This window comes from Clostridium sp. (assembly GCF_036639235.1).
Taxonomy (GTDB): Bacteria; Bacillota; Clostridia; order Clostridiales; family Caloramatoraceae; genus Clostridium_AB.
The window spans coordinates 17,726-44,299 of sequence record NZ_JAVWJB010000014.1; the positions used below are offsets into that span (position 1 = coordinate 17,726).

25 protein-coding genes are annotated in these 26,574 nt (G+C 32.7%); 20 read left to right on the plus strand and 5 right to left on the minus strand.

Going from position 1 to position 26,574, the window contains the following annotated elements:
* Window positions 1-24 precede the first annotated feature (24 nt).
* A complete protein-coding gene (locus RR539_RS05530; RefSeq protein ID WP_332473336.1) occupies window positions 25-906 on the minus strand; it encodes a selenium metabolism-associated LysR family transcriptional regulator in 882 nt (293 codons plus the stop codon).
* Window positions 907-1,144: 238 nt separating this feature from the next.
* Here RR539_RS05530 and RR539_RS05535 point away from each other — a divergent pair, with 238 nt between their 5' ends.
* The 3 genes from RR539_RS05535 to RR539_RS05545 all read left to right on the plus strand — a co-directional run bounded on the left by RR539_RS05535 (window position 1,145) and on the right by RR539_RS05545 (window position 3,538).
* On the plus strand, window positions 1,145-2,404 hold the full coding sequence (locus tag RR539_RS05535) for a UDP-N-acetylglucosamine 1-carboxyvinyltransferase (RefSeq protein ID WP_332473335.1): 1,260 nt from the start codon (window positions 1,145-1,147) through the stop codon (window positions 2,402-2,404).
* 67 nt (window positions 2,405-2,471) lie between these two features.
* Complete coding sequence (locus RR539_RS05540) at window positions 2,472-3,008, plus strand: hypothetical protein (RefSeq protein WP_332473334.1); 537 nt, start codon at window positions 2,472-2,474, stop codon at window positions 3,006-3,008.
* Between the two features lie 23 nt (window positions 3,009-3,031).
* A complete protein-coding gene (locus RR539_RS05545) occupies window positions 3,032-3,538 on the plus strand; it encodes a hypothetical protein (RefSeq protein WP_332473333.1) in 507 nt (168 codons plus the stop codon).
* Between the two features lie 364 nt (window positions 3,539-3,902).
* On the opposite strand, the gene rbr is transcribed toward RR539_RS05545, so the two are convergent.
* Window positions 3,903-4,487, minus strand: a complete 585-nt coding sequence (gene rbr, locus RR539_RS05550) for a rubrerythrin (RefSeq protein ID WP_332473332.1) — start codon at window positions 4,485-4,487, stop codon at window positions 3,903-3,905.
* 115 nt (window positions 4,488-4,602) lie between these two features.
* Entirely contained in the window at window positions 4,603-5,169 is a 567-nt protein-coding gene (locus tag RR539_RS05555; RefSeq protein WP_332473331.1) for a methyltransferase domain-containing protein, read from the minus strand.
* 261 nt (window positions 5,170-5,430) lie between these two features.
* On the opposite strand from RR539_RS05555, the gene RR539_RS05560 reads away from it, so the two are divergent.
* Window positions 5,431-5,751: an ArsR/SmtB family transcription factor gene (locus RR539_RS05560; RefSeq protein WP_332473330.1), complete on the plus strand. Its 321-nt coding sequence runs from the start codon at window positions 5,431-5,433 to the stop codon at window positions 5,749-5,751.
* A gap of 11 nt (window positions 5,752-5,762) precedes the next feature.
* Complete coding sequence (locus RR539_RS05565) at window positions 5,763-6,164, plus strand: arsenate reductase ArsC (RefSeq protein ID WP_332473329.1); 402 nt, start codon at window positions 5,763-5,765, stop codon at window positions 6,162-6,164.
* A 212-nt stretch (window positions 6,165-6,376) separates the two neighbouring features.
* Here the strand turns inward: RR539_RS05565 and RR539_RS05570 are convergent, their stop codons facing one another.
* On the minus strand, window positions 6,377-7,546 hold the full coding sequence (locus RR539_RS05570) for an NAD(P)-dependent malic enzyme (RefSeq protein WP_332473328.1): 1,170 nt from the start codon (window positions 7,544-7,546) through the stop codon (window positions 6,377-6,379).
* 214 nt (window positions 7,547-7,760) lie between these two features.
* Here RR539_RS05570 and RR539_RS05575 point away from each other — a divergent pair, with 214 nt between their 5' ends.
* Window positions 7,761-8,549, plus strand: a complete 789-nt coding sequence (locus RR539_RS05575; RefSeq protein WP_332473327.1) for an MBL fold metallo-hydrolase — start codon at window positions 7,761-7,763, stop codon at window positions 8,547-8,549.
* 9 nt (window positions 8,550-8,558) lie between these two features.
* Entirely contained in the window at window positions 8,559-9,656 is a 1,098-nt protein-coding gene (locus RR539_RS05580) for a S1C family serine protease (protein WP_332473326.1), read from the plus strand.
* A gap of 108 nt (window positions 9,657-9,764) precedes the next feature.
* Here the strand turns inward: RR539_RS05580 and crcB are convergent, their stop codons facing one another.
* Window positions 9,765-10,142 carry a fluoride efflux transporter CrcB gene (gene crcB, locus RR539_RS05585; RefSeq protein ID WP_332473325.1) on the minus strand — a complete coding sequence of 126 codons (378 nt, stop codon included), beginning with the start codon at window positions 10,140-10,142 and terminating at the stop codon, window positions 9,765-9,767.
* Between the two features lie 194 nt (window positions 10,143-10,336).
* Here crcB and RR539_RS05590 point away from each other — a divergent pair, with 194 nt between their 5' ends.
* From RR539_RS05590 to rlmH, 13 genes are all read left to right on the plus strand, one after another.
* On the plus strand, window positions 10,337-11,266 hold the full coding sequence (locus RR539_RS05590; RefSeq protein WP_332473324.1) for a TRM11 family SAM-dependent methyltransferase: 930 nt from the start codon (window positions 10,337-10,339) through the stop codon (window positions 11,264-11,266).
* A gap of 84 nt (window positions 11,267-11,350) precedes the next feature.
* Window positions 11,351-13,162, plus strand: a complete 1,812-nt coding sequence (locus tag RR539_RS05595; RefSeq protein ID WP_332473323.1) for an FUSC family protein — start codon at window positions 11,351-11,353, stop codon at window positions 13,160-13,162.
* A gap of 231 nt (window positions 13,163-13,393) precedes the next feature.
* Window positions 13,394-15,397 carry a methyl-accepting chemotaxis protein gene (locus RR539_RS05600; RefSeq protein ID WP_332483483.1) on the plus strand — a complete coding sequence of 668 codons (2,004 nt, stop codon included), beginning with the start codon at window positions 13,394-13,396 and terminating at the stop codon, window positions 15,395-15,397.
* Between the two features lie 222 nt (window positions 15,398-15,619).
* Window positions 15,620-17,632 (plus strand): methyl-accepting chemotaxis protein, encoded by a 2,013-nt coding sequence (locus RR539_RS05605; protein ID WP_332473321.1) that lies wholly within the window; start codon window positions 15,620-15,622, stop codon window positions 17,630-17,632.
* A 356-nt stretch (window positions 17,633-17,988) separates the two neighbouring features.
* Window positions 17,989-19,782, plus strand: a complete 1,794-nt coding sequence (locus RR539_RS05610) for an FUSC family protein (protein ID WP_332473320.1) — start codon at window positions 17,989-17,991, stop codon at window positions 19,780-19,782.
* A 163-nt stretch (window positions 19,783-19,945) separates the two neighbouring features.
* Window positions 19,946-20,086, plus strand: coding sequence for a hypothetical protein (locus RR539_RS05615; RefSeq protein WP_332483481.1), 141 nt, complete (start codon window positions 19,946-19,948; stop codon window positions 20,084-20,086).
* A gap of 254 nt (window positions 20,087-20,340) precedes the next feature.
* Window positions 20,341-21,015 (plus strand): ferric reductase-like transmembrane domain-containing protein, encoded by a 675-nt coding sequence (locus RR539_RS05620; RefSeq protein ID WP_332473318.1) that lies wholly within the window; start codon window positions 20,341-20,343, stop codon window positions 21,013-21,015.
* 259 nt (window positions 21,016-21,274) lie between these two features.
* Entirely contained in the window at window positions 21,275-21,427 is a 153-nt protein-coding gene (locus tag RR539_RS05625; protein ID WP_332473317.1) for a zinc-ribbon domain-containing protein, read from the plus strand.
* 202 nt (window positions 21,428-21,629) lie between these two features.
* A complete protein-coding gene (locus RR539_RS05630; protein WP_332500243.1) occupies window positions 21,630-23,165 on the plus strand; it encodes a spore germination protein in 1,536 nt (511 codons plus the stop codon).
* A complete protein-coding gene (locus RR539_RS05635) occupies window positions 23,162-24,304 on the plus strand; it encodes a Ger(x)C family spore germination protein (protein ID WP_332473316.1) in 1,143 nt (380 codons plus the stop codon). Before RR539_RS05630 ends, RR539_RS05635 begins: the two co-directional genes overlap by 4 nt.
* 1 nt (window position 24,305) lies before the next feature.
* Entirely contained in the window at window positions 24,306-24,530 is a 225-nt protein-coding gene (locus RR539_RS05640) for a hypothetical protein (RefSeq protein WP_332473315.1), read from the plus strand.
* Window positions 24,527-25,630, plus strand: coding sequence for a GerAB/ArcD/ProY family transporter (locus RR539_RS05645; protein ID WP_332473314.1), 1,104 nt, complete (start codon window positions 24,527-24,529; stop codon window positions 25,628-25,630). The genes RR539_RS05640 and RR539_RS05645 overlap by 4 nt, the downstream gene beginning before the upstream one ends.
* Window positions 25,631-25,752: 122 nt before the next feature.
* Window positions 25,753-26,232: a 23S rRNA (pseudouridine(1915)-N(3))-methyltransferase RlmH gene (rlmH, locus tag RR539_RS05650; RefSeq protein WP_332473313.1), complete on the plus strand. Its 480-nt coding sequence runs from the start codon at window positions 25,753-25,755 to the stop codon at window positions 26,230-26,232.
* Window positions 26,233-26,574: the final 342 nt, after the last annotated feature.

Sequence of the window (26,574 nt, forward strand, 5' to 3'; positions counted from 1 at the left end):
ATTGGAGACACCCTTAAGCGTGTTTTATTCTTCGTTTGTTATATGTTTGTAAAACGCCTTAGATGCAGGGGATAATGTTCTCTTGTTATGAACAATAGCATAAATATCCCTTGATATATCTAATCCTTTTACAGTATGTTTCTTAATTAAACCTGATGCTATATAATCTTCGCATGCAAGTTCTGATACAACTGATATTCCAGTTCCGTTTTTTACAAATTGGATAACAGCTTCTAGTGAGCTTACCTCAGCTAATACTTTAAGCTTGTTTGGAGTATGTCCATTAGCTTCAAGTGCTGATTCGAAAGTACTTCTAGTAGCTGAACCTTTTTCACGAAGAACAAATACTTCGCTATATAAATCATCTAGCTCTAAATCGCTAGGTAAAGAGTCGCAATTACTTACAAGTACTAAGTTGTCATCTGAAATTTTTGTATACTTAAGTCTAGCATCTTTAATGACTTCACCTACTATACCTATTTCAGATTCCCCGCCAATTATCATATCAACAACGTTTTTTGTGCTTTCTTCTTTGATGTCAAAAGTTACATCTCCATGTGACCTTCTAAATGTACTAACTAATTTAGGTAAAATAAATCTACATGGTGCTGTACTTGAGGCGACAGTAAGTTTTCCAGCAATTTTATTATTATAGTCTGCAAGATTAGTTATTGCAGTATTTCTAATGTTAATAAGATTAATAGCATATTCTAAAAATAATGATCCGCCGTGGGTAAGTCTTATGTCCTTACCATTACGATCGAATAGTGTTATAGCTAATTCCTGTTCTAGTGACGCAATATGTGCGCTAATGGTTGGTTGTGACAGGTAAATAGCATCTGCTGCCTTTGAGAAACTTTTGTATTTAGCTACATTTACAAACGCTTCTATTTGTTTAAAATCCAAATTATATCACCCCTCAACCATTATCTACTATATTATAAGTTTTTTCAATAGTTTTTATCAAAAAAAACTATTAAGAAAATATGAATGTTGTAAAGATATGCCATAGAAAAAAGCGAAAATATAGGTTTAATTAAGGAATATTAAATGTTATAATAACAAAGTATAGTTATGTATAGTAATAAAATGCGAAGATTACGTCTAATTTACTTAGGCTAGAATAGAAAAGGATGGGTACAATATGGAGAAATTACTTATTGAAGGTGGAAGAAAGCTAGTTGGTAAAGTTAAGGTCAGTGGAGCCAAAAATGCTGCAGTGGCGATACTACCAGCTGCTATACTTGCAGATAGTGGAACGTGTACAATTGATAACCTACCTAATATAGAAGATATAAATTGTTTAGAGCAGATAATTGGAAATTTAGGAGCTACTGTTGAGAGAGCCCCTGGAACTATGAAGATAGATCCATCAGGTATTAAGTCCCATCTTGCACTTAGAGATGAAGTTAAGAGAATGAGAGCTTCTTATTATCTTATTGGAGCTCTACTTTCAAAGTTTGGAAAAGCAGAAGTTGTTTTCCCAGGAGGATGTAATATTGGTACAAGACCAATAGATCAGCATATTAAGGGATTTGAAGCAATGGGAGCTACTGTAACAGTAGAAGATGGAGTAATTAAGGCATATACTGAAAATGGACTTAGAGGAGCAAATATCTACCTTGATGTTGTTTCAGTTGGAGCTACTATTAATATTATGCTTGCTGCTACTAAGGCAGAGGGTACTACAATTATTGAAAATGCAGCTAAGGAACCTCACATTGTTGACGTTGCTAACTTCCTTAATTCAATGGGAGCAAACGTTAAGGGTGCAGGAACTGATGTTATTAAAATAAAGGGAGTGGACAAGATAGTTGCTAGCGACTATTCTGTTATTCCAGACCAAATAGAAGCGGGAACTTATATGATAGTAGGAGCTATTACTAAGGGAGATGTTACAGTTGAGAACGTTATTCCAAAGCACCTAGAGTCAATTACAGCTAAGCTTCTAGAAATGGGTATTAATGTTGAAGAGGGGGAAGACTCAGTTAGAGTTACCTGTGAGGGAAGACCTAAGAGTATTAACCTTAAAACACTTCCATACCCAGGATTCCCAACAGATTTACAACAACCAATGTCTACACTACTTGCTGTTTCAGAAGGTGTAAGTACTATTAATGAAAGCATCTGGGAAGGTAGATTTAGACATATTGGTGAGCTTCAAAAAATGGGAGCTATTGGAGAAGTTGACGGCAAAATAGCTAAGATAACTGGTGTTGAAGGGCTTACTGGAGCAGAAGTTGAAGCTACTGACCTTAGAGCAGGAGCTGCAATGGTAGTTGCAGGACTTGTGGCTAGTGGAACAACTAAGGTAACAAATCTTGTACATGTTGATAGAGGATATGAGCATATAGAAGATAAGCTTACAGCACTTGGAGCTAGCATTAAAAGAATTAATGAATAATATAAATTAATACAATACTAAAGATGTTAACCCTAGGGTTAGCATCTTTTTTTGATAGGAGGAAGTTATGGAAAAAAGAAGACTAATAAGATTATTAATAATGGGAGTAGTATTTCTAGGGGTTCTAAGCTTTATGAAATACAATGGAGAGGCAAAGGCTATACCAAAATCACATATAAAAGAAGATATATTAGCATCATGTAAACTCCTTGGCAAAGAAAATATTACTGACCTTGAAATAGTAATGGAGAAGGTAGTTAAGAATAAATTGTTTGTTATGTGTACCTTTAAAAATGGTGATGGATGGAACTACCTTGGAGGAGCAACCTATACAATACTAGACAGTGGAAAGCTTAAAAGTGAAGGAACAGAAATTAACCAATTTGAAGACAAAAACATAGATAAAATGTCAGGACAAAAAAATCTATGTTTTACAGAGGGGGAACCCTACTATGTATACTACGGAATAAACCCTAATGGAAAAACCCAAGCCCAAACAGTTCAAATGGAATATGAAAACAAATTAATAGATAAAAACCTAGAAGGAAAGGGCAAAGCTTTCATAGAGGTGTTTACTACAGATCCAGATTACAACAAGAAATAAATAAGGCTTCTATGGAGGTATATATGAAAAAAATTACTAAAATAAGCATAGTAATTTTAATTGCTGCATTAATATTAATTTTTGGTACAGTAGAGTATTTTAAATACCAGTCACATAAAGATGAGATTAGTAAAGACCAGATTTATAACAATATAAAACAGGTATGTAATGGTTTATTTAATAATGAAATACGTAACTTTAAAATCCATATGGAGAAATCAAAGGGAAATCTATTATTTATAACATTTAGTTTGCAAGACAGTATGGAAGTGAACCATTTTGGATATGCAGATTATACTATTTTAGATAACGGAAAATTAAAATATCAGAAAATAACAACCTATGAAGCTAATGATATTGATGAAACATCAGATGTAGAATTAGTAGATATTAAAGGGAAAACCTATTTTGTTTATTATGGTATAAGTACCAACGAAAATATAAAATCACATACATTTACACATGATAATAAAGAAGTAACCTTAAAGGCTAAAGGAAAGAAATTCATAGAATTTTACACTGCCAACTAAGAGGTTGCTCTTCGGGTAAAGTTTAAGGAATATTATAGTGATAGGATAAGCTTTATGATGTAGATGAAGAAAATCATAGAATCAAAGTAAATTAAGCTACGCTAATTACCCTAAAGGGTAACTCTACAAAAAAGCCCCAAATCTATCCCTCACCCCTTACTAAATAGAATAAATTTTACTCCCTTCAATCTATGGGGTAAGTTTCATGATAAGATAGTGCAGCATAGTATGACCCTTGGAAAAATCCCAGACGCGGTCAGAGTAGGCTGCACTATCTTATCGGATTAATACCTCAAAAACGAAGGGCTCTTCAAATTTATTCAATTTGAAAAGCCCCTATTATGTCTTATAAGATTATTTGTGTTTAGTTAAGAGTGAATACTTGGAAGAATCCTTGTGGATGTACACAAGCTGGGCATACTTCTGGAGCGTCAGCGCTTGAGTGAACGTATCCACAGTTTTGGCACTTCCACATAACTTCTGAGTCTCTGTGAAATGTAGTACCCTCTTCAATATTTTTAAGAAGATGCATGAATCTCGCCTCATGGAACTTTTCAGCAATTGAAATTTCTTCAAATGACTTAGCTACTGCTTCAAAGCCTTCCTCTCTTGCTACTCTAGCAAATGTAGGATATAAATCAGACCATTCTTCGTTTTCTCCATCTGATGCAGACTTAAGATTAACTGCTGTAGAATCTGTTAGTGATACTGGGAAATTAGCTTCGATAGTAACGCTTTCTCCATTAAGGTCTGAAGCTAGATGTTTAAAGAATATCTTAGCGTGTTGTGATTCTTGATCTGCTACCTCTTGGAATAAGTTAGCTGCTTCAACATAGCCTTCTTTTCTAGCAACCTTTGAGTAAAAAGTGTATCTGTTTCTTGCCTGTGATTCTCCAGCAAAAGCCTTCATTAGATTATTGGCTGTTTGAGTTCCTTTTAGTGATTTCATTAATACCATCTCCCCTAAAATATAATTTTGTTAAGTAATAACGATTATCCGTAACTACATGTTATTACAATAATCGAATGTTGTCAACTTAATCCTTAATAATTGGTAATTTAAGTTATTTTGTAAATATATATCCATCTAAATACCCTATTGAGGAGTTATCTCCTATAACCTTAATAGATTCATATTTACTAAGGGTTAAGTTAAGCTTATCTTTAAGTTCATTCTTCTTAAGACAGAACCTATGATTAAATCCTGTTGCCCTATGGTGTTCTTCATTAAAGGTGTAGTAAATAAGACTTCCTCCACTATGTAGCATTTTTTCTAGTGTAGGTAAAATATTATCATCTACCTTATAGTGACTAATTAATATATTATTAAACTTACCTAAAAAGCTAAGCTTCTTAGGGTTTGTAATATCACAAAGAGCGGTTTTTACTGTAATGTCTTCATTATTAGCAAACTTCTCAAGTCTCTTAAGTGCCTCAATTGAAAAATCAACAGCAGTAACATTAAATCCATTCTTAGCAAGGTATATAGAGTTTCTACCATCACCTGAGGCTAGGTCTAACACACTTCCCTTAGAAAGTAGAGATAAACTATCTATTAAAAACCTATCAGGGCCTTCTAGTAAAAAATCCTTATCTAAGTATCTAGAATCCCATTTAGTCTGCTTGTCCATGTTATCATCTCCTATAATCTAATATCTATAATTATAGCCTAAAAACTAATATTTAAACCTTATTTTTAAAAATATATAGATTAGGAATATATATCACCTTAATGCTATTTCATTATATGATAATATAAAATGTAATTAGAGTATTAATATAGAGAGGTGTCTATGTTAAACTACTAATATCTTTAATATATAAGGAGTGTATCGATTTTATATAGAAAAGTATTTATATTTATTTGTGTAATATAAAAATAAGGTGATACTTTGAATAATAATTATGATATAAATGCAAAGATATTTAAAGCACTAGGAGATTCTAATAGGCTTAAAATAATTGATATGCTTTCATGTGGGGAAAAGTGTGCATGTGGGCTTCTTGAGTTTTTTGAATTAACACAGCCAACACTATCACAGCATATGAAGGTTTTAAGTGAATGTGGATTGGTTTTAACTAGAAAAGAGGGTACTTGGAATTATTATAGACTTAATTTAAATAATGCAAATAAGTTAGCATTATTTCTTATGAATATAATAACTGATACGGATAATTGTATTTGTAAAAAAGATAGTGGATGTTGTAGCTAGGAGGGGTATTAATGATTAAGGTTGGTTTTATATGTGTACATAATTCGTGTAGATCCCAGATGGCAGAGGCATTAGGTAAGTTATTAGCAAGTGACTGCTTTGAGAGTTATTCTGCAGGTACTGAGGTTGTAGACAGAATAAATAGTGATGGGGTTAAGATAATGAAAAAGTTATATGGGGTAGATATGGATAAGAATCATTATTCTAAGACCCTAGATGATATACCCGATTTAGATGTTGTAATTAAAATGGGATGTAACGTTATGTGTCCTATTGTTCCTAATGTTTATATGGAAGATTGGGGAATAGAGGACCCAACAGGTAAGGGAGAGGAAGAATTCCTTAAAACAGCAAAGTTAATAGAAGAGAAAGTAATTAGCTTAAAAAATAGAATAAATACATTAAAAATTTAATTAAGGGGGAGGATAAACTGTCAACTTTAACTAAGAAGTTATCTTTTTTAGATAGGTATTTAACGCTATGGATTTTTATTGCTATGGCTGTTGGTATAGGTTCCTGTACTTATTTTACTTGTAAACGTAGCACTTAAAATAAGAGAGAAATATTTTAATAAATAACTAAAATCCCCTGAAAAGTTATATTCTCAGGGGATTAATTTATAAATTTATAATCTACTTACTCCACTTTCAATTGCAGCTTTATACACATATTCTGCAACCCTCTTTTGAACAGATAGGTCAAATGCCTTAGGTATAATATAATCTTCACGTAATTCGTGGTCAGCTACAGATTCGGCTATTGCAACTGCAGCAGCAACCTTCATTTCTTCATTAATGTCACTTGCAACAGCATCTAGTGCCCCTCTAAATATTCCAGGGAAAGCAAGAACGTTGTTAATCTGGTTCGGGAAGTCTGAACGTCCTGTTCCGATTATTCTAGCGCCGGCTTTTTTAGCATCCTCAGGGAAAATCTCAGGTACTGGGTTTGCCATGGCAAATATTATTGGGTCTCTATTCATTAAGCGGACCATATCAGGGGTAACCGTATTCGGTGCGGATACTCCAACAAATATGTCTGCACCTACCATAACAGTCTTAAGGTCACCTGACTCATTGTTAGGGTTAGTAATAGCAGCAATATCCTTCTTATATCCTGTAAGCGTACGCTCCTTAGATATAGCACCGCTTCTATCGCAAAGTATAATATTCTTAGCTCCTGATGAAAGAAGTAGCTTAGTAATTGATACTCCAGCTGCTCCAGCACCATTAACTATAATCTTCATATCAGAAAGATTCTTACCTGTAATCTTCATAGAATTAATAACAGCAGCAAGTGTAACTATAGCTGTTCCGTGTTGATCATCATGGAAAACAGGAATATTAAGCTTTTCTTTAAGTTTCTTTTCTATTTCAAAGCATCTAGGTGCAGAAATATCTTCAAGGTTAATACCTCCAAATGTAGGAGCTATCTTCACTATTGCATCAACAATTTCACTAACTGTTTTAGTGTCTAGAAGTATAGGAATTGCATCAACATCTCCAAACTTCTTAAATAATATAGACTTACCCTCCATAACTGGAAGTGAAGCAAGTGGGCCAATATCCCCAAGTCCTAAAACCGCTGTACCATCAGAAATAACCGCAATAGTGTTCCACTTTCTAGTGTACTTATATGCAAGTGACGGATCACGTTCAATCTCAAGACAAGGTTGTGCAACCCCAGGTGTATATGCAAGTGATAAATCCTCAGCAGTTTCTATAGAAACCCTAGGAACAACCTCAAGCTTACCTCTACTTTCTTCATGGAATTTAAGAGCTTCATCGTAAATACTCATTTGTATCCTCCTCAAAATAAAATTATCCTACTAATAAACTGTTAATACCAATTATACTTCCATTAAAAAATTACTTCAACTAACACCCTATCTAGGTTAATAGGCTTTAAATGGAAATTGAAATTTGCTAAAAAGTATTTGTTTGGAATTTATCTACATGCTATGATAATAAATATTAACTAAGAGTAGACAAGCATAAGAGGGGAGAACTTAGATGAAGTTTTGTTCATTATATAGTGGAAGTAGCGGAAACTGTCTATATGTATCAAGTGATAAGACGAAAATATTAATAGACGCAGGACTTTCAGGAAAAAGAATAGAAACTGCTATGAAAAGCAGAGATATAGATCCTAATTTAATTAATGGAATAGTAATTACACATGAGCACTCAGACCATATTAAGGGTGCAGGAATATTATCAAGGAGGTATAATATTCCTATATATGCAAATAATAATACATGGGAGGCTATGCACAGCTCCCTTGGAAATATTTCAGATGAGAACATTAAGGTATTCTCTGATTGTAGAGCATTTGAGATTGGAGATATTACTGTTAATCCTTTTGCAGTACCACATGATGCTGCAGAGGCCTCTGGATATAGCTTTATTAAGGACAGTAAGAAGATTACCATAGCCACAGATATAGGTTATGTTACAGATACGATTAGGGAGAATCTTAAGGATTCGGACCTATTCTTAATTGAGTCTAACCATGATGTTGATATGCTTAAGGTAGGACCATATCCATATGAGCTTAAGAGAAGAGTGTTAAGTGATAGGGGTCACCTATCTAACGAAAACGCAGGAAAAGCTATTCTTGAGGTTTTAACTTCTAAAGTTAAGAATATTTTATTAGGACACTTAAGTGATACTAATAATTACCCATGCCTTGCCCATGAAACAGTTGTATCTGTTCTTAAAATGGAGGGGGTGGAGGTTGGGAAGGAGTTCTCCCTAGATGTTGCAACTAGAGATGAATCCACCAAAATCTATACTTTATAGGAGGGTTATATGAATTTTAACGACTTTAAAGGAAGAAATGAAAGATCATTCTTCGGTTACTTTGCAGTTGGTGTTATAGGAGCTGTTATTGGGGCGTTTATGGTTTTAGTTTTAGCTCCAGCAAGTATGTTCCCAGGTAGTGGGTCAGCTACACCAAAACCTGAAGTGCCAAATACCCAAACTACTAGTGTTAAGATTACCACAGATGTTTCACAGGTAGCATCTAAGGTTAGTCCATCTGTTGTTGGGGTTGTTACTGTAAATTTAGAGAGAAACTTGTTTGACCAAACTAAGGAAGTTCCTGGAGTTGGGTCAGGAGTTATTGTAAGTGATACAGGATACATACTAACTAATAACCATGTTGCAGATATGAAGGCAAAAAGTATTACTGTTATGACACATGATGGGAAAGAACATAAGGCAGTGGCTATATGGACAGACCCATCACTTGATTTATCAGTACTTAAAATAGAAGCTACAGGACTTATACCAGCTAGCCTTGGAGATTCTAAGGTTATTACAGTTGGAGAGCCAGCTATAGCAATAGGAAACCCACTAGGACTTACATTCCAAAGAACAGTTACATCAGGTATTGTTAGTGCTGTTAATAGAACACTTGAAATTGAGCGTGGAGTATTTATGGAGGACTTAATCCAAACAGACGCATCAATTAATCCAGGTAACAGTGGAGGTCCACTACTTAACATTAAGGGGCAAGTTATAGGAATTAATACAGCGAAGGTTAGCTCAGCAGAGGGTATAGGATTTGCAGTACCTATTAACATAATCAAGCCAGTACTTGATAGCATAATTGCTACAGGAAGCTACAAGGCACCATACATAGGGCTATCAGGCTTTGACAAGGAAGTTGCAGGCTATTACAAAATAGACATGAAAACAGGAATTTACATAACAGAAATAGATTCAAGGGGACCTGCGGCGAAGATACTTAAGCCAGGTCAGATAATTATAGAAGCAGACGGAGCTCCTGTAACAACAATGGTAGAATTTAAAGAAATTCTATTTAAGAAAAAGTCAGGAGACATAATGAAACTTAAAATTCAAGATGGAGAAACAGTTACGGAAACTGAAATCACCCTTAAATAAAAAAAGGCACAGATAGTTAATTATCTGTGCCTTTTAGATATTAGAGAACTAATTTGGAATGTAGATATTCCCTATGCTGTGACCTGTTTTTAAATTTAGATATACACTTTAAAGAATGGTTTTGGCTAGGAATTTACCTATAACAACTCCTAGTAAACTTAAGGTTACATTTAGAATTATATTTAATCCACCTGATAGATAGTCTCCGCCATGTATTAGGTTTATTGTTTCAAAGCTAAAGGTTGAAAATGTAGTTAATCCACCAAGTATTCCTGTTGTTAAAAACAGTTTAGTACCTTCATTTAAGGGGGATTTGTTGTTTATTTCTAGTATGAATCCAATTAATATTCCACCAATAACATTAACTGCTAATGTTCCTAGGGGAATTGAATATGAAAATACCTTAGTTGCCTTTATTGATATTAAATACCTTAAAATAGCACCTATAAATCCACCAATTCCTACACATAATATATTTAATCCCATAACACCCCTCCTTTTATAAATTATATCGCCATAATCAATAAACGCAAAGATAAAGGGTTATATTTAGAATATAGCCCTTTATTCCGTTTCAATGGCTATTTAATTAAAATATTATAAAACAGATTATCCTTACTAAATACATCTATGTGTATTGTGTTAATATATGAAGGTAATATTTTTTAGGAGTTGAGATTATGGAAGAAGATAAGTTTTATTTATATAGTATGAATTACGCTCCAGATGAGATGGAATTTGCTCTTATGGAGATGAGATATATTTTTGGAGTTAATATTAGTGATAAGATTTTTTGTTCAAGTAAAGAGGTAGACCCTAGTTCTAGTCCTTTTATTAGGGAATCTATTGAGGTTATTCTTAGGTGTAGTGGATTTGATGAATTAATACAGGGAATTAAGAATCTTGAACTTAAGTGTGAGGATTTTAAGGTTAATTATTTTAAAACATTATCAAGTGTAGAATACTCAAGAAGATTATCCCTTATTAAGGAGGTAGGCATGGCTATTGAGGGTGAGGCTAATTTATATAAGCCTAAGATAGAATTTGCAATAGCCTATTATATGGACTCCTGGTTTTTTGGAATATATCATCCCCATAATAACCAATGGCACATACATGATAAGAAGCCCTGTACATACTCAAACAGCATTAATTATAAGGTAGCAAGAAGCCTTGTTAACATAGCAACCTGTGGAGATTATTCTAAGTCTCTAATTGATCCATGCTGCGGAATTGGAACAGTATTACTTGAGGCAGCAAGCCTACTAGTTGATTATACTGGATGTGAAATTAATCCTATGATAGGAGAGAGGGCTAGGGTTAACCTAGAATTTTTCGGATATGAGCCTAATGTGGTTATTGGAGATATGACTAATCTTCAGGGATTCTATGATTGTAGCGTTATAGATCTTCCATATGGGCACTTTAATCCTATATCAGAGGAGGATCAGATAAGTATAATTAAGTGTGCTAGAAAGCTAACAAAGAGATTAGTACTTATAACTAACCAAAATATGGACACAATAATATTCTCAGCAGGATTTAATGTCGAGTCCTCATGTATATTATCTAAGGGCAAGTTTAAAAGGTACGTAACGGTGTGTATATAATTCTTTGTAAAGAGGGGTATGTTAACTACCATCCTAACTATAGCTAATTTGATATTTTATTAGGTAGGGGTTAATATTATCCTTATGACTAAATTTATATATTTGAAGGGAGCTGACATGATGAGTTTTAGGAAGGTATACGATAAAACAAAAATGTTTATTGGTATTATTCTTTTTATTATAGTGTTTAAGTCGATTTTCGGAGATGAAAATACTCTTATAGGAGTTACTGTGGTAACAGCACTGCTTATATTACTACAGCGTGATTTAACAGCTAATATTTATAGATTTTTTGTTATTTTTGCAGTTATTAATGTTGGTCAGGGAATACTTGCCTATATAACTAATTACAACGTGTATCTTGGAATTCCAGCAACCTTTATAGCTATGGTTGTTACAGGATATTTATTTACCTACAATCTTAAGTCTCCACTATTTGTAGGATTTGGACTTCAATATTTATTTATGCTTTATTACCCGGTTTCATATGAACAGTTACCATTAAGACTGATTTCATTATTTGTAGGTGCTATTATTATTATGGCGAGTCAGCTTATTTTTAATCGTAATAGGCTTACTAAGTCATCTATGGCTATTATGCCAGGAATCGTATCTAATATTACTAACAAGATAGACTCAATCCTTGGCGGCGAATACAACCAAAATGACGATGCTGGTGCAATTGCACTTATAAGGTCTATGCGCAAGGAGATTAACGAATCACGTGAATCATATTTCCACACAACTATAGAGGGGAAGGTAGGTCTTAACCTAACTATAGGACTTGAAAGAGCAACTATTTTACTTGATAGAATTTATTTTGACCAAAATGGTAATAAGAATGAACTTAACCCTATGGTTATTGGTATGCTTAGGGATATGAGGGAGTGTATTTCCTACATTACAGTAGATAGAGAAAAGAAACAGGACATTGAGGGATGTGTTAACAAAATAAACAGTTTTATTAAACATTACTCAGAGGAAATTAGTACTATAGACAATGAGGATTTAAAGGGACATTTTAAAGAAATTCTAGAAAATATGGATTTCTTACAACATAATCTTAAAGAAATAGTTGAAGTAGATGACTTTAAGTATAAGCGTTATGTTAGAAGGAGCAGTATTCCAGAGAACTTTAAGACAACATTTGTGCTTCGTAAACATTTTAAGCTTAGAAGTCTTAAGATGTCATATGCTCTAAGAAGTGCTATTATGATTACCATAACGGTATTTATGGTAAACTACTTTAATATTGTAGATGGTAAATGGCTTGTGTTTACTATGTTTGCTATTATTCAACCATTTGAACATCAAGGAAGTAAGAAGAGTAAGCAAAGATTGTTTGGTACATTAATTGGGCTAGTGGTATTCACTGTAGTGTTTACACTAATAACTAACCAGGGAATTTACCCAGTACTTCTTATGCTTTCAGGATATATAGCAAGTTACCAAACCAACTATGGAAGAGAAATGATATTTATTACATTTTCAGCATTAGGAGCAGCAGCCCTGTCCAGTGGATTTAGTACAGCTTTAGTTCTTCACAGAGCAGCATATGTTATTCTTGGAATAGTAATTGCAATTATAGCTAACAAGGTTATCCTTCCATATAAGATTGAGGATGGTAATAGGGATCTTGTTAATATATACAACGACATAATTGTTCAGGTTAAGGAAGAAATAAATAAGGCTACAAGGGGAGAAGGTAATATTCAGAATATGAGAAACTTGATTATGTACACATCCTTTGTAGAGGAGAGGCTTTACACTAACCTATCTGATACGGATAAAGAGGAGAGGGATAGAATTACAGAGGAACTTCGAAGTAACAGAATACTTGTTAACGACCTTTACGACGAATATCTTGGTGTCTATTCTAAAAATAGAACCATATAACATAATTTACTAAAATAAATTATCATTATATGAATAGGCTGTTATATTATTTTTAAATAATATAACAGCCTATTTCTTTATATATTTTATAGTCGATAATTATATAAATTAACATAATTTTAGGTATATTATAACAATTTTAAAACAATTTGTTAACATTATCGTGTTATATAAGGAAAAATGTTATAATATAAAAAAAATTCTAAAAATTAATATGGTTGGGGGGATATTATGTTTAAGTTTAAGAGCTTAAAGGGTAGGTTAATGATGAATATTAATTTATTAGTAGTTGTGATTTGTGTTTCTCTTGCAGTTATATCATTTATGCTATCTAGGAAAACAATCGAAAATACAACATATACATCATTACCTCAGGTTGCTAAGCAGGCAGCAGGTAGGGTAGAGGCAAATATTAAGGAGCAGCTTTCTGTATTAGAGCTTGTGGCTACTAATCCTAGTTTAACAGATGGTAGGGTGAAAATAGAGGACAAGCTTACTATATTAAGTAATGAAGCCAAGAGAATGGGACATGGAAGTATGACATACTCTTCGGTAGACGGAGATGCTTATACTACTGATGGGCAGCATATTAATATCTCAGGGGACTTAACTTTTAAGGATGCGATAGGTGGAAAAAGTAATGTATCAAGTCCATTTCCTAATCAAAAGGATGGAAGCCTTATAGTTATTTACTCAGTACCACTTCATAAAGAAGGTAAAGTGGTAGGTGTTATTAATGCTGTTAGGGATGGAGATGAGCTTAACGGATATGTTAAAGATATAAGATATGGGGAAACAGGAACATCATACATATTAGATAAAACAGGAACTCTTATTGCTGATGTTGATAAGGAACTTGTTTTAAGTCAAGATAATGCAATAGAAAATGCAAAAAAAGACCCATCACAGAAAAGCGTTGCAGACGTAGAGTCTAAAATGATTAAAGGTGAAAGTGGTATCGGTGAGTATGACTATGAAGGTAAGCAGTGGCATGTAGGATATGCACCAATAAAAAGTGCTAACTGGTCAATAGCAATTATGGTTGAAAGTGATCAAGTATTTGCAGATGCAGGATCTTTAATGACTAGCTCATTAATAGCTTCAGTTATATTTATAATTCTTGGAGTGGTTTATGCAGCATTTATAGCTAGAGGAATAGCAAAGCCTGTTAATTCAGCGGTTAAGGAGCTAGATGTAATAGCTAATGGAGATCTTTCTTCAAGAATAGATAAATCACTTATGTGTAGAGAAGACGAAATTGGAGTTATGATTAACTCTATTGTTAAGATGAAAATATCTATTACAGATATTCTTAATGGAATTAAGGATAGTACAAATGAAATGCAAGGGTTTACAGTTAACTTAGCAGCAGTATCTAAGGAGCTTACAGCATCAAGTGATAATATTACTGTTGCAACTAATGAGGTTGCTAAGGGTAACACGGATCAGGCAAGTGATCTAGTTGATATAACAGGAATACTTGAGGATTTTGGTAATAAACTTGATGGATTAGCTGACCTTATAATTGCAGTAGGTAAGGCTACTGATAATATAAGAGCAATGTCTAATTCAAGTAATTCTGATATGGATAGGGTAGTAAGTTCAGTTAATACAGTTAATTTACAGTTTAAGGGTCTTATTGAAAGAACAGATAGTGTAGAGGCTAATGTTAATAAAATAAATGAGATTACAGAACTTATTAACAATATATCAGACCAAACTAACTTACTTGCACTTAATGCAGCAATTGAAGCTGCTAGGGCAGGGGAAGCTGGTCGTGGATTCTCAGTTGTTGCAGATGAAATTCGAAAGCTTGCAGAACAAAGTAAGGATTCATCAGCTAACATACTAAACATAGTTAATCAGATTTCACAGGAAACTAAACAAATGGCAACTGCAACACATTCAGTAAGTGTTGAAATAGATAATCAGGAACAAAGTATTAAAACAGCTATAGATTCATTTGAAAACATAACTAAGGCTGTTAACGATATAGCACCTCAAATGAATGAGGCTACACAATCGCTTATGTACTTAAATGAAAACAAAAGCGAGATAATAACAAGAATAGAATCATCATCTGCAATTGCAGAGGAGGTATCAGCATCATCACAGGAAATAGCTGCAAGTGCAGGTGAACTTGAAAATGCTGCTGTTAACATAGCTGATTCTATAGGAAGACTTGAATCTATGGGAAGCGGGCTTAGTGACAAGGTTAATAGATTCAAAATATAATAATAATTTAATGTAAAATTTAATAAAAACTCAAATAGATACTAATTTTTTATAAAAATAAATTAGTATCTATTTTTTTATGTCCAATTAGGTCGATATATAAGAGTAGAATTACAAAAATTGTAGAAAAATATAATTATTACTATGTATTTAATTTAAAAAATAAGTAAATTTAATTACTTATGTAATATAAATACAAATAAACATAATAAGGGGGTTCATATGTTTAAGTTTAAAAGTTTAAAAAGTAGGCTAATTTTAAGTGTAAACCTACTAACAATTATTATTTGTTTAGGACTTGCATTAGTATCTATACAAATATCTAAAAGTACTATATCAAATACAATAGACGAATCATTACCTCAGGTTGCAAGCCAAGCAGCAGGTAAGGTTGAGGCTAGCATAAAAGAGCATATAGCGACTATGGAGCTTTTAGCTACTAATCCTAAGTTATCAGATCCTAATGTTAAGTTAGAGGAGAAACTTGCAATATTAAGCGAAGAGTCAAAAAGAAGTAACCATACAAATATGACTATTGCAGACGTAAATGGAGATGCCCATGCAACTACAAATGCAAGCTTTAATATATCAAGTGAATCTACATTTAAAGATGCTATGCAGGGAAAAAGTAGTGTATCAAGTCCTATTGTAAGTGTTGATAATGGTAACATGATAGTTGTATACTCAGTTCCCCTTAAGAAGGATGGGGAAATAGTAGGAGCTATTAATGCTGTAAGAAATGGAGATGAACTTAATAATTATGTTAAGGGAGTTACATATGGCAAAACAGGCTCAGCATACATATTAGATAACACAGGAACATTAATTGCAGATAAGAATAGGGATCTTGTTTTAAAGCAGGATAATAGAATTAATAATGCTAAGAAAAACCCTAAGAATGCTGATCTACAAAGCGTAAGTGCTGTAGAGGGTAAAATGATTAAGGGTGAATCAGGTATTGATACATATAATTATAATAATAAGGAATGGCATGTGGCCTATGCACCTATAAAGAGTCTTAACTGGACTATAGGAATACCAGTAGAATCAGATGAGATATTTGCAGAGGTAGGAACACTAGCTATGACAAGCCTTGGGAGTTCACTAATATTTGTAGCACTAGGAGCTGTTTTTGCAGTAATATTAGCTAGAGGAATAGCAAAGCCAATTAATAGTGCGGCAAATGAACTTAATACAATAGCTAATGGAGATTTAACTTCAAAGCTAGATAGTAATTTAACTAATAGAAGCGATGAAATAGGAGATATGATTAAGTCAATTGATAAAATGAAAGTATCAATTGTAGATATACTTAATGGTATTAAGGATAGTTCAGGAGAAATGCAAAGCTTTACAGGAAGTCTTGCAGCTATAACAAGTGAGCTAACAGCATCAAGTGATAATATAACTGTTGCAACTAGTGAGGTTGCTAAGGGTAATACTGACCAGGCAAGTGACCTAGTTGATATAACAGGAATACTTGATGACTTTGGACATAAGCTTGATGGACTATCTGAGCTAATAATGTTAGTAAGTAAGTCCACAGAGGAAATTAAATCTATGTCAGATGCAAGTAACTCTGATATGGATAAGGTTGTAGGGTCAGTTAATACGGTTAATTCACAGTTTAAGGGTCTTATTAAGAGAACTGAAAGTGTTGAAGATAATGTTAGTAAAATTAACGAGATTACAGAACTTATCAACAGTATTTCAGACCAAACCAATCTTCTTGCACTTAATGCAGCAATTGAAGCTGCAAGAGCAGGGGAAGCTGGTCGTGGATTCTCAGTTGTAGCAGATGAAATTAGAAAACTTGCAGAACAAAGTAAGAATTCATCAGCAAATATACTAAACATAGTTAATCAAATTTCACAGGAAACTAAGCAAATGGCAGAGGCTACATATTCAGTAAGCCTTGAAATAGGAAATCAGGAACAGAGCATAAAAACAGCTATAGATTCATTTGAAAACATAACTAAGGCTGTTAACCATATAGCACCTCAAATGAATGAGGCTACACAGTCACTTAAAGAACTAAACAGTGATAAAACAGACATAATAACAAGGGTAGAATCTTCATCTGCAATAGCAGAGGAGGTGTCAGCATCTTCAGAGGAAATTGCTGCAAGTGCAGGGGAACTTGAAAACGCTTCAAGTAATATAGCAGAATCTATTAATAGACTTGAGTTAATGAGTGATGGATTACAGAACAAGCTAAATAAATTTAAAATGTAATACATTTAGTTAAATAGTCTGTTTGATTTTTAAAATATTAAGGATGGTAATTTTATTACCATCCTTTTTAAATTATTAGTAAATTTTTATAAGGGTTAAGTATCGTACAGGGTAGAATGATTAATAAGTGATTAGGATAAGTGTTCGAAGGGAATGAAATTAATTATAATTACTTTCAATAAATGTTTAGGTTATACTCTAAAATGTTACGAACCGGTGATTGATATTAGTAGTTATTATATGTATTATTGTTGCTATAGAAACAAGCAGGGATAAGGTGAAGAATATTAAGTCACTTTATAGGGAAGAATTGTTTATATAATTTGGATTAATTTTATATTATAGGAGCGGATAAAATGGATAGGAAGACAATAGTTTCGAAAACCGCATTGTTTGTGGTTATAGTTGTTGCAGTTATATTGTTTAAGCAGGTTTTTGGAGATGAGAACACATTAGTTGGAGTTACTATTATTACTGCATCATTAATGTTTATGGAAAGGGACCTTACAACAGATTTTTTAGGATATTTTATTCTATTTGCGGTTATTAACTTAGGACAGGGGTTATTAGCCTTTTTCACAGGTGTTAACCCAGTAATAGGAGTATTATTAACCTTTATAGCTATGTTTACCACGGGATATTTGTTTACTTATAATATGAAGAAACCTATGTATGTTGCATTTGGACTTCAGTATTTATTCATGGTATATAGCCCAGTTACATATGAGCAGTTACCTATGAGATTGTTAGCGTTATTATTTGGAGCAGCATTTATGATGGCACTTCAGCTAGTAGCTAACAAAAATAGACTTGAAAAGGCTGCTAAGGAAATTGTACCAAGAATAGTTTCATCCCTTGGAAATAAGATTAACTTAGTAATTCAGGATAATTATAATGGGGAGCTTGAAGAGGAGATAACCACGAGTATTGTAGCACTAAGCAATTGTGTTCAGGAAAATCGTCAGGATTATTTCCACATAACAGTAGAGGGTAAGGTTAACTTTAACATATCTATTGCAATGGAGAGAATTAATATTTTAGTTAATAGAATATATGAGGATTATAAAGTCAAAAACACTTTAAGTAGCACAGGATATACAGATGTTCTTAATTCTATAGGTGATATTGTTTCAAATACTACAGCGGATAGGGATAGAGTAGACAAGATAAATGATCAGATAGATAGAATTAATGGATTTATTGAGAAGTATGAGCTTATATTTAGGTCTAATAATATAGAATGTGGAGTTTCAAGGGAGAATATACGTGAACTTCTTGAAAACATGGATTTTCTTAAAACATCACTTGAGGATGTTCTTAAATTTGAAGGTAAGGAATATAAGAAGTTTGTTAAGAGAATTGAAATACCTAAGGGATTTACTTTTAAGGAGATGCTTAAGAGGGATTTTAACGGCAAGAGTATTAAGTTTTCATATGCCCTAAGAAGTGCACTGTTTATTAGTATTGCAGTTGGATTAGCAGGTTATTTTAATCTACCAGAGGGTAAGTGGCTTGCATTTACGCTACTTGCTATTATTCAGCCATACAAGCAGGATGCAGACAATAAGTCTAAGAGTAGGGTCTACGGAACAATTATAGGGGTTGTAGTGTTTGTGGTTTTATTTGCTTTAGTTAAAGATACAACTATAAGGTCACTTCTAATTATGCTTTCTGGATATATATCATCATTCCAGACCAGATATAGTAGGCAGACTATTTTTATAACATTCTCAGCACTTGCATCAGCATCCTTAATAGGTGGAAGTGGTGTTGAGCTTGTGGTTAATAGGGTGTTCTATGTATTTGCAGGAACAGCTGTTGCTATGCTTGCTAATAAGTTTATACTTCCATATGGAATAGATGACTCAACTAAGTATCTTATGGATACCTATGATAAGATTATTGATCAGATTAAGAAGGAGATTAACAGTGCAAGTGAGGGCAGTGGAAGTATAGAAATTGTTAGGGCGCTTGTTATGAAGGTTAATGTTATAGAGGGAAGAGTTAGAAGCAACTTAAGCGTTGAGGATAGTGGAACATATCAGGAACACGAAAAAATAAAAGATATTCTACGTAGAAATAGAATTGAGATTAACGACTTGTACGATGAATATCTAGGAGCATACACAAAGCCTAAGTACACTAATTAAGACTTAGTTATTAGGTCTAGAAGGTGTCATTAAGCATAGATTAATAATGGATAATTAGGGATGGGCTTCACTTTAGCTGCATCCCTTGTTTTTATACTCATGATACTATATAAGTAATATATGTAAATATGTTACAATGTGTTTATAAGGGGGGGGTGAGGTAATGGATATTACAACAGAACTAGGGCTAAGCTTAGGAAGCGTAGTTATAACAATTCTTAACGTAGCTTTATGGGGAGTAGGTATATACGGACTTTATTTATTAATAAAGGCACTTAGAATATACATAAAGAAAAATTCCTAAGAAAAATAGCTTCCTCAAGTTAATTGAGGAAGTTGTTTTTAGTATGCTCGCCATAATATTGTTACCACTATTATTCATACTCTTTAAAGAATAAAGCTACATAATATAATATGGATATATATTATGTTTTGTTAACATAAGGAATAAAATAGTATGAAAAATTATTGACTTTTTTACATTATTATTCTAATATAAGTATGACGTTGATAATGAATATCATTATTGAGTTATTAGGAGTTAGAGGAGAGGGTATAATGGTTTTAATTTATTCATTGATTTTTGCTTTTAGTTTATCACTACTATTTACAACAAGTATTAAAAAGTACAAGTGGGTGTATTATACATTGGCAATACTAACTGCACTTTCTACACTTGTATACCAAATAGGAATGATGTTTTTTGGATTCCAGATAGATGGTATTATTGGAGAAATAGAAAAGGCATCCTTTAAGGGTATAATTTCTGCCTGTTTCTTTGTAGTTGTAATGTATGCTGGGGCACTTAATGTTAAGTGGGGTATTACAAGAAGGCTTCTTAAAATCAGAACGGAGATTGCTATAATAGCATGTATACTTTTATTACCACACGGAATTATGTACTTAATATACTTTGTAATGGGAATTTTAAGCGGAGCACCAATAACAGCTAAATATTTAGTGTATTCATTAGCTGGTGTAATTGGGTTTATAATAATGATACCTTTATTTATAACATCATTTAAGGATGTAAGAGGAGAAATGAAGGGTGGAAGATGGAAAAAGGTTCAAAAGTGGGCATATGTATTTTATGGATTAACATATGTACACGTAATAGTTTTACTATTAGGTAGGGACAATATTGACATGATTAAGATAGGTACATACACAGGGGTATTTGGATTGTACCTAATACTAAAAACAATAAAGTATAAGAGGCTTTGTAACAAATAGATCTATAGGCCTTATTGCGTTATAAATATTAATTAACCTTTGCCATATTATATTGAAACAGTTAGTATAATTTTAAATAAAAGCAATATAATTTAAATTCTTCAAAATAAGTGTTGCTAAAAAATATTATATGTGTTATTATAAATGAGTAGCAGATTTGCTAACAAAATAATAAATAAAGTTTTAATTAGATAAGTAGTTTCTCGTGAATTAGAGATTATGAAATCAATTTAGAATCTTTAATTTGGAGGATAAATATATGACAGACAAGACAATAACATGTAGAGATTGCGGAAGTGAATTCGTATTTACAGTTGGAGAGCAAGAGTTCTACCAAGAAAAAGGATTTACTAACGAGCCAGTAAGATGCATCGATTGCAGAAGAGCTAAGAAAGAACAAAACAGAAGATAATTTTGATTGTTCAAGGCTGTAGGTTAACTACAGCCTTTTTTTATGCCCTTTGTTCTTTAATTCGTGTATTTTAAGGGTGTTTTTTATAATAATTAAAGAATATAGATATAACCGTCCCGGTTTAATTGGGGCGGTTTTTTATTTAGTGAATAAATTACCTTTAAATACAAATACTAAGACATATATGTTTAGAGGTGATTTTATGTCTAGAATTAAACAAAATAGAAATTACGGCGAGTTAAAGGAGAAATTAGAAAGTTATCATCTTACAACTAGCCTTAAGTCTAATATAGAAATCCTTAAAGACAGTATTCTAAAAGGTGATAATACTGTTATCTATAGGGATTTAGCTAATATTGAGTCTCAAAGAAAGTTTTGCCTTGTTTTTGTAGATGGAATGGTTAATAGGGAAGTTATTAATGAGAACATTATTAACAGTATTATGAACTACAAGCTTCCAGACACTACTTTAGAGATTACAACTTTTCTTCAGCAGCAGGTTCTTATAGTTGATGATATTAAGTTAAGCGACAATTTAGATGACATTATAGGTGGGCTACTTTATGGAGATTCGGTTCTTTTTATATCAGGAATAGCTAAGGCTTTTATTATTAACACTAAGGGATGGGAGACCCGTGGAATATCAGAGCCTCAGTCTGAAACTATTATAGTAGGACCTAGAGAAGGGTTTGTCGAGTCTATTAATACAAATATGGCACTTATTAGACGAAAGATAAACTCTCCGGATCTTAAGTTTAATTCTATGGAGATAGGGGTTAGGACTAAGACTAAGGTTTCTATTGCATATGTAGATGGAATAGCTAACAAGGATATTATAAATGAAGTTAAGCGTCGCCTTAAAACAATTGAAATTGAAGGGTTGTTCTCATCCCATACTATAAGGGAACTTATTCAGGATAATCCATTATCTGCATTTAAAACCATAGGTGACACTGAAAGACCTGATGTTGTAGCATCTAAGCTTTTGCAGGGCAGAATTGCAATTATATGTGATGGGTCACCTAGTGTTTTAACCTTACCATATATATTCGTTGAGTCTTTTCAAGTTAATGAAGACTATTACGAAAACTATATATTTTCATCATTTAATAGACTTTTAAGAGTAGCTGCATTTCTTATAACATCATTACTTCCAGGTGCTTTTGTAGCTATATCAACTTTTCATAAGGAGCTATTTCCTACTAGTTTAATTATTAGTATATTTGTATCTAGGGAGAATGTGCCTTTTTCATTAGCTATTGAGATTTTGGCTATGCTCATTCTCTTTGAAATACTTAGGGAGGCGGGGCTTAGACTTCCGAAGCATATAGGTTCTACAGTAAGTATAGTTGGAGCCTTAATTTTAGGTGATGCTGCTGTTAGTGCAAGATTTATCGGTGCAAGCACAGTAATCATAGTTTCATTAACAGGTATTTGTGGGCTTATTTTATATGAAATAAGAACCTCTGTATTAGTTCTTAGGTTTATATTTTTAGTATTAGGTGCCTTTATGGGGTTATATGGAATTATTTTTGGGGTAATGGGGCTTACTATTTACTTAGTATCTATGAGAAGTTTTGATATTCCATATATGCTGAACATTGTAGACATTAACTTTAGGACCATAGGAGATGTGGTTTTTAGGGCACCTTGGAGCAAGTTATATAGGCGAAGTAAATATATAGCAAGTGACCCTATTAGAGGGAAGGTAGCTAATAAGGGGGGGAGTGACGAGTGACAAAAATTTTTAAGAACATAATCGTAAGTATTATGTTAATTAGTTTTACGCTACCTCTTTATGGCTGCTGGGACTATATAGATAGTAAGGATATAATTTATGTTGCTGGTATGGCAATAGACAAAGAGGACAATAACTATAAGCTTACCTTTGAGGTTATTAGTGCTGGAGCAGATGGTAAGAGTGCTAATTCTAAGATTGTAAGTTCAGAGGGAAAGACAATTCATGAGGCTTTAAGGGATGCGGTAAAGAAGGTTGGAACTAGACTTCAGCTTAGTCATATGAAGACTGTTATCCTAAGTGAAAGTATTGCAAAGGAAGGGATAGCTACTTCACTGGATCTTATTGAAAGAGATGTTGAACTTCGTAACGATATGTGGATATTAGTTTCAAAGTCTATAACAGCATCTAATATTATTAATGGACTTTATTCTGATCAGGGAGTTGCTTCATTTGATATTGCTAAGGCATTAAGTAAGCCATCGGTTATAGGTAAGTACACTTCAGAAGAAATATTTATAGCAGCGAAGGGGTTTAAATCCTACGACAAGGCAACTATTATTCCCCTAGTAGACATTAAAAAATCTAAAGAGCTTAATGTTGGTGGATGTGGGGTATTCAGTAAGGATGTAATGGTTGGAGAATTAAGTGAAGAGGAGACTCTTTTTCTAAGTATTATTAGAGAGGATAGGGAAGCGGATGAATTTGTTCTATCTGTTCCAATAGGAGAGAAGGACTACATTGGTATTGAATTTATGAAAATTAAACGCAAACTTATCCCGAGTATTACTAATAACAAACCTAATATGGATATTGTTTTAGATATTGATGCAAGTATATCAGAGATAAACTCTACCAACATAAAGCTTAAAGATGTTAAGAGTAGGGAAGCGGTTATTAATGAAGCTAAGCTTTATATAACAGAGAATATAAATAAGGTTTTAAATAAACTTCAAGAAGAATATAACAGTGATGTTATAGGTCTCGGTAAGAAATTTAAAATGAGCCAGAATAAAGAGCTTCAAGCTATGGCAGCTGATTGGAATAAACAGTTTAAGAATTTGAACACAGACCTTAATGTAAAGCTAAATATTAAATTTACAGGATTAACTAATGAAGTTATAGGTACAGGTGATTAATATGAGTATATTAGTATTTTTAGGATATGCAGGGTTTGCTATATATGATATTTTGAATCTTAAGTCACAGGGAGATAGGAAGGATATGTGGGTATATATTGTTTTTATGGCTATAGCAGTTATATTAAGCATACTTCTATGTCTTAACTTTAATATTCCTGACATAAGTGTTTATATTGGCAGGGTAACTAGTTACATCAAATCACTTATAGGAGTGAGTATATGAAGAAGCAGATTTTAAAAAGAGGCCAAATGCAAATGCTTATATTTACCTTTCCCATAGGAATATATATTTTGTTTGGAATAGGAGCGGATCTTAAGCAGGATGCCTGGATAGGTGTTTTAACATCTATGGTAATAAGTATTCCCCTAGTTTATTTATTTGGAATACTCCTTAGCTTATATCCAGGTGAGAATATTTATGGAATTATCGAAAAGGTTTTTGGCAGAATAATAGGTAAGATTATAATATCAATAGTAGTGTTTCATTGTATATTTGTCTCATCATCAATACTACATAATTTAACTGATTTTGTAGAGTTAACAGCACTATGGCAAACCCCAAACATTATACCTGCCTTAATGGTAATTATACTATGTATATGGATGCTTAGGTGTGGCATAGAAGTGCTGTATAACTGGACTAGATTTAACTTAATAGTTATATTTTTAGTTGTATTACTACTCTTAACAATAGTAATCAGCAACATGGATATTAACAATATAAGACCAGTATTATCTAGTGGAATACCTGAGATATTAAAGAGTAGTATAAGTATTTCTATGCTTGGCTTTGCAGAGATATTTGTATTCATGGGCTTTTGTGATTGTGTAGAGAGTAAAGGATTAAAAACCATATTTATTAAGCCAGTTTTCTTAGCATGTATAGTATGTACAGCTATTGTTATAGTTAATATACTACTCTTAGGAGGAGAAGCCTATGGAGAGTTTTACTATCCAGGATATGAATCAACTAGAAGAATATATGTACTAGGAGAATATCAGAGGTTAGAGGCTACGGTATCTATCAGTTTTATGATATTTAGATTTGTTGAAATATGCTTCTACCTATTTGCAGCATCAAAGGGAATACAAAGCTTATTTAAGCTAAACCACTACAAAGTAATACTAGCACCTATAGGCTTTATAGTATTAAACATATCACATACCCTATATAATAGTATGTTTAATGCGATAGAATTTATTGAAACACAGTGGCCTATATACGGAATAATAACTCAGGTAGTGCTACCTATATTTATACTATTAGTAGCCCTCCTAAAGAGGAAGTTATCTAAACATACACACGGAAAAAGCATACAATAGAACCTATAAGGGCTACTTAACTATAAATTTAAGTGGGCCTTTATTTTATATCCCTTTATATAATGGATTCTAATTGATAAAATAAATATAAAGTAAATGTAAAAGTTAACAGGAGATAAATAATGAATATAAAAATAATAACGGTAGGCAAGATAAAAGAGAAATTTATGAGGGATGCAATAGATGAATATACAAAAAGGCTAGGTAGATACTGTAAACTAGAAATAGTAGAACTAGCAGACGAAAAAACACCTGACAACGCATCAGCTAAGGAAGAGGAAGCAATTAAAGAAAAAGAAGGAGCTAAAATTAGGGCATCTATAAAAGATACAGACTATGTAATAGCCCTAGACCTTAAGGGGAAACACCTAACAAGTGAAGAATTCTCAGAGAAAATAGAGAACCTTGGAATAGAAGGAAGAAGCTCAATAGTATTCATAATCGGAGGCTCACTTGGAATCAGCAGCGAAACCCTAAACCGTGCAGACTTTAAAATATCATTCTCAAAAATGACCTTTCCACACCAATTATTTAGAATCATGCTTCTAGAACAGATCTACAGAGGCTTTAGAATAATGAAGGGTGAACCCTACCATAAGTAAATGAAGCTTTTACACTTCATATAAAATAATCTTAAGGTTTTAATAAAATATATAGAAAATATGAAAGGATGATTTAGATAAAGAATTTTTATATTTAGACTATTAGTTGAGATAGCAAAGAGAAAAAGAAAAGTATCTTTATAATATTAAATTGTTATTATAAAATATAAATATATTAAGTAAAACTTACTTAAGTAACTTAAATAAAAGCAATGATAATAGTAATATAGGAAGTGTTATTTATGAAGAGTGTTATTGTAAAAAAACCAGGAGGTTATGAGCAACTAGAGGTTGTTGATATGAATATACCTAAATTAAAAGAAGGAGAATTACTTATAAAAG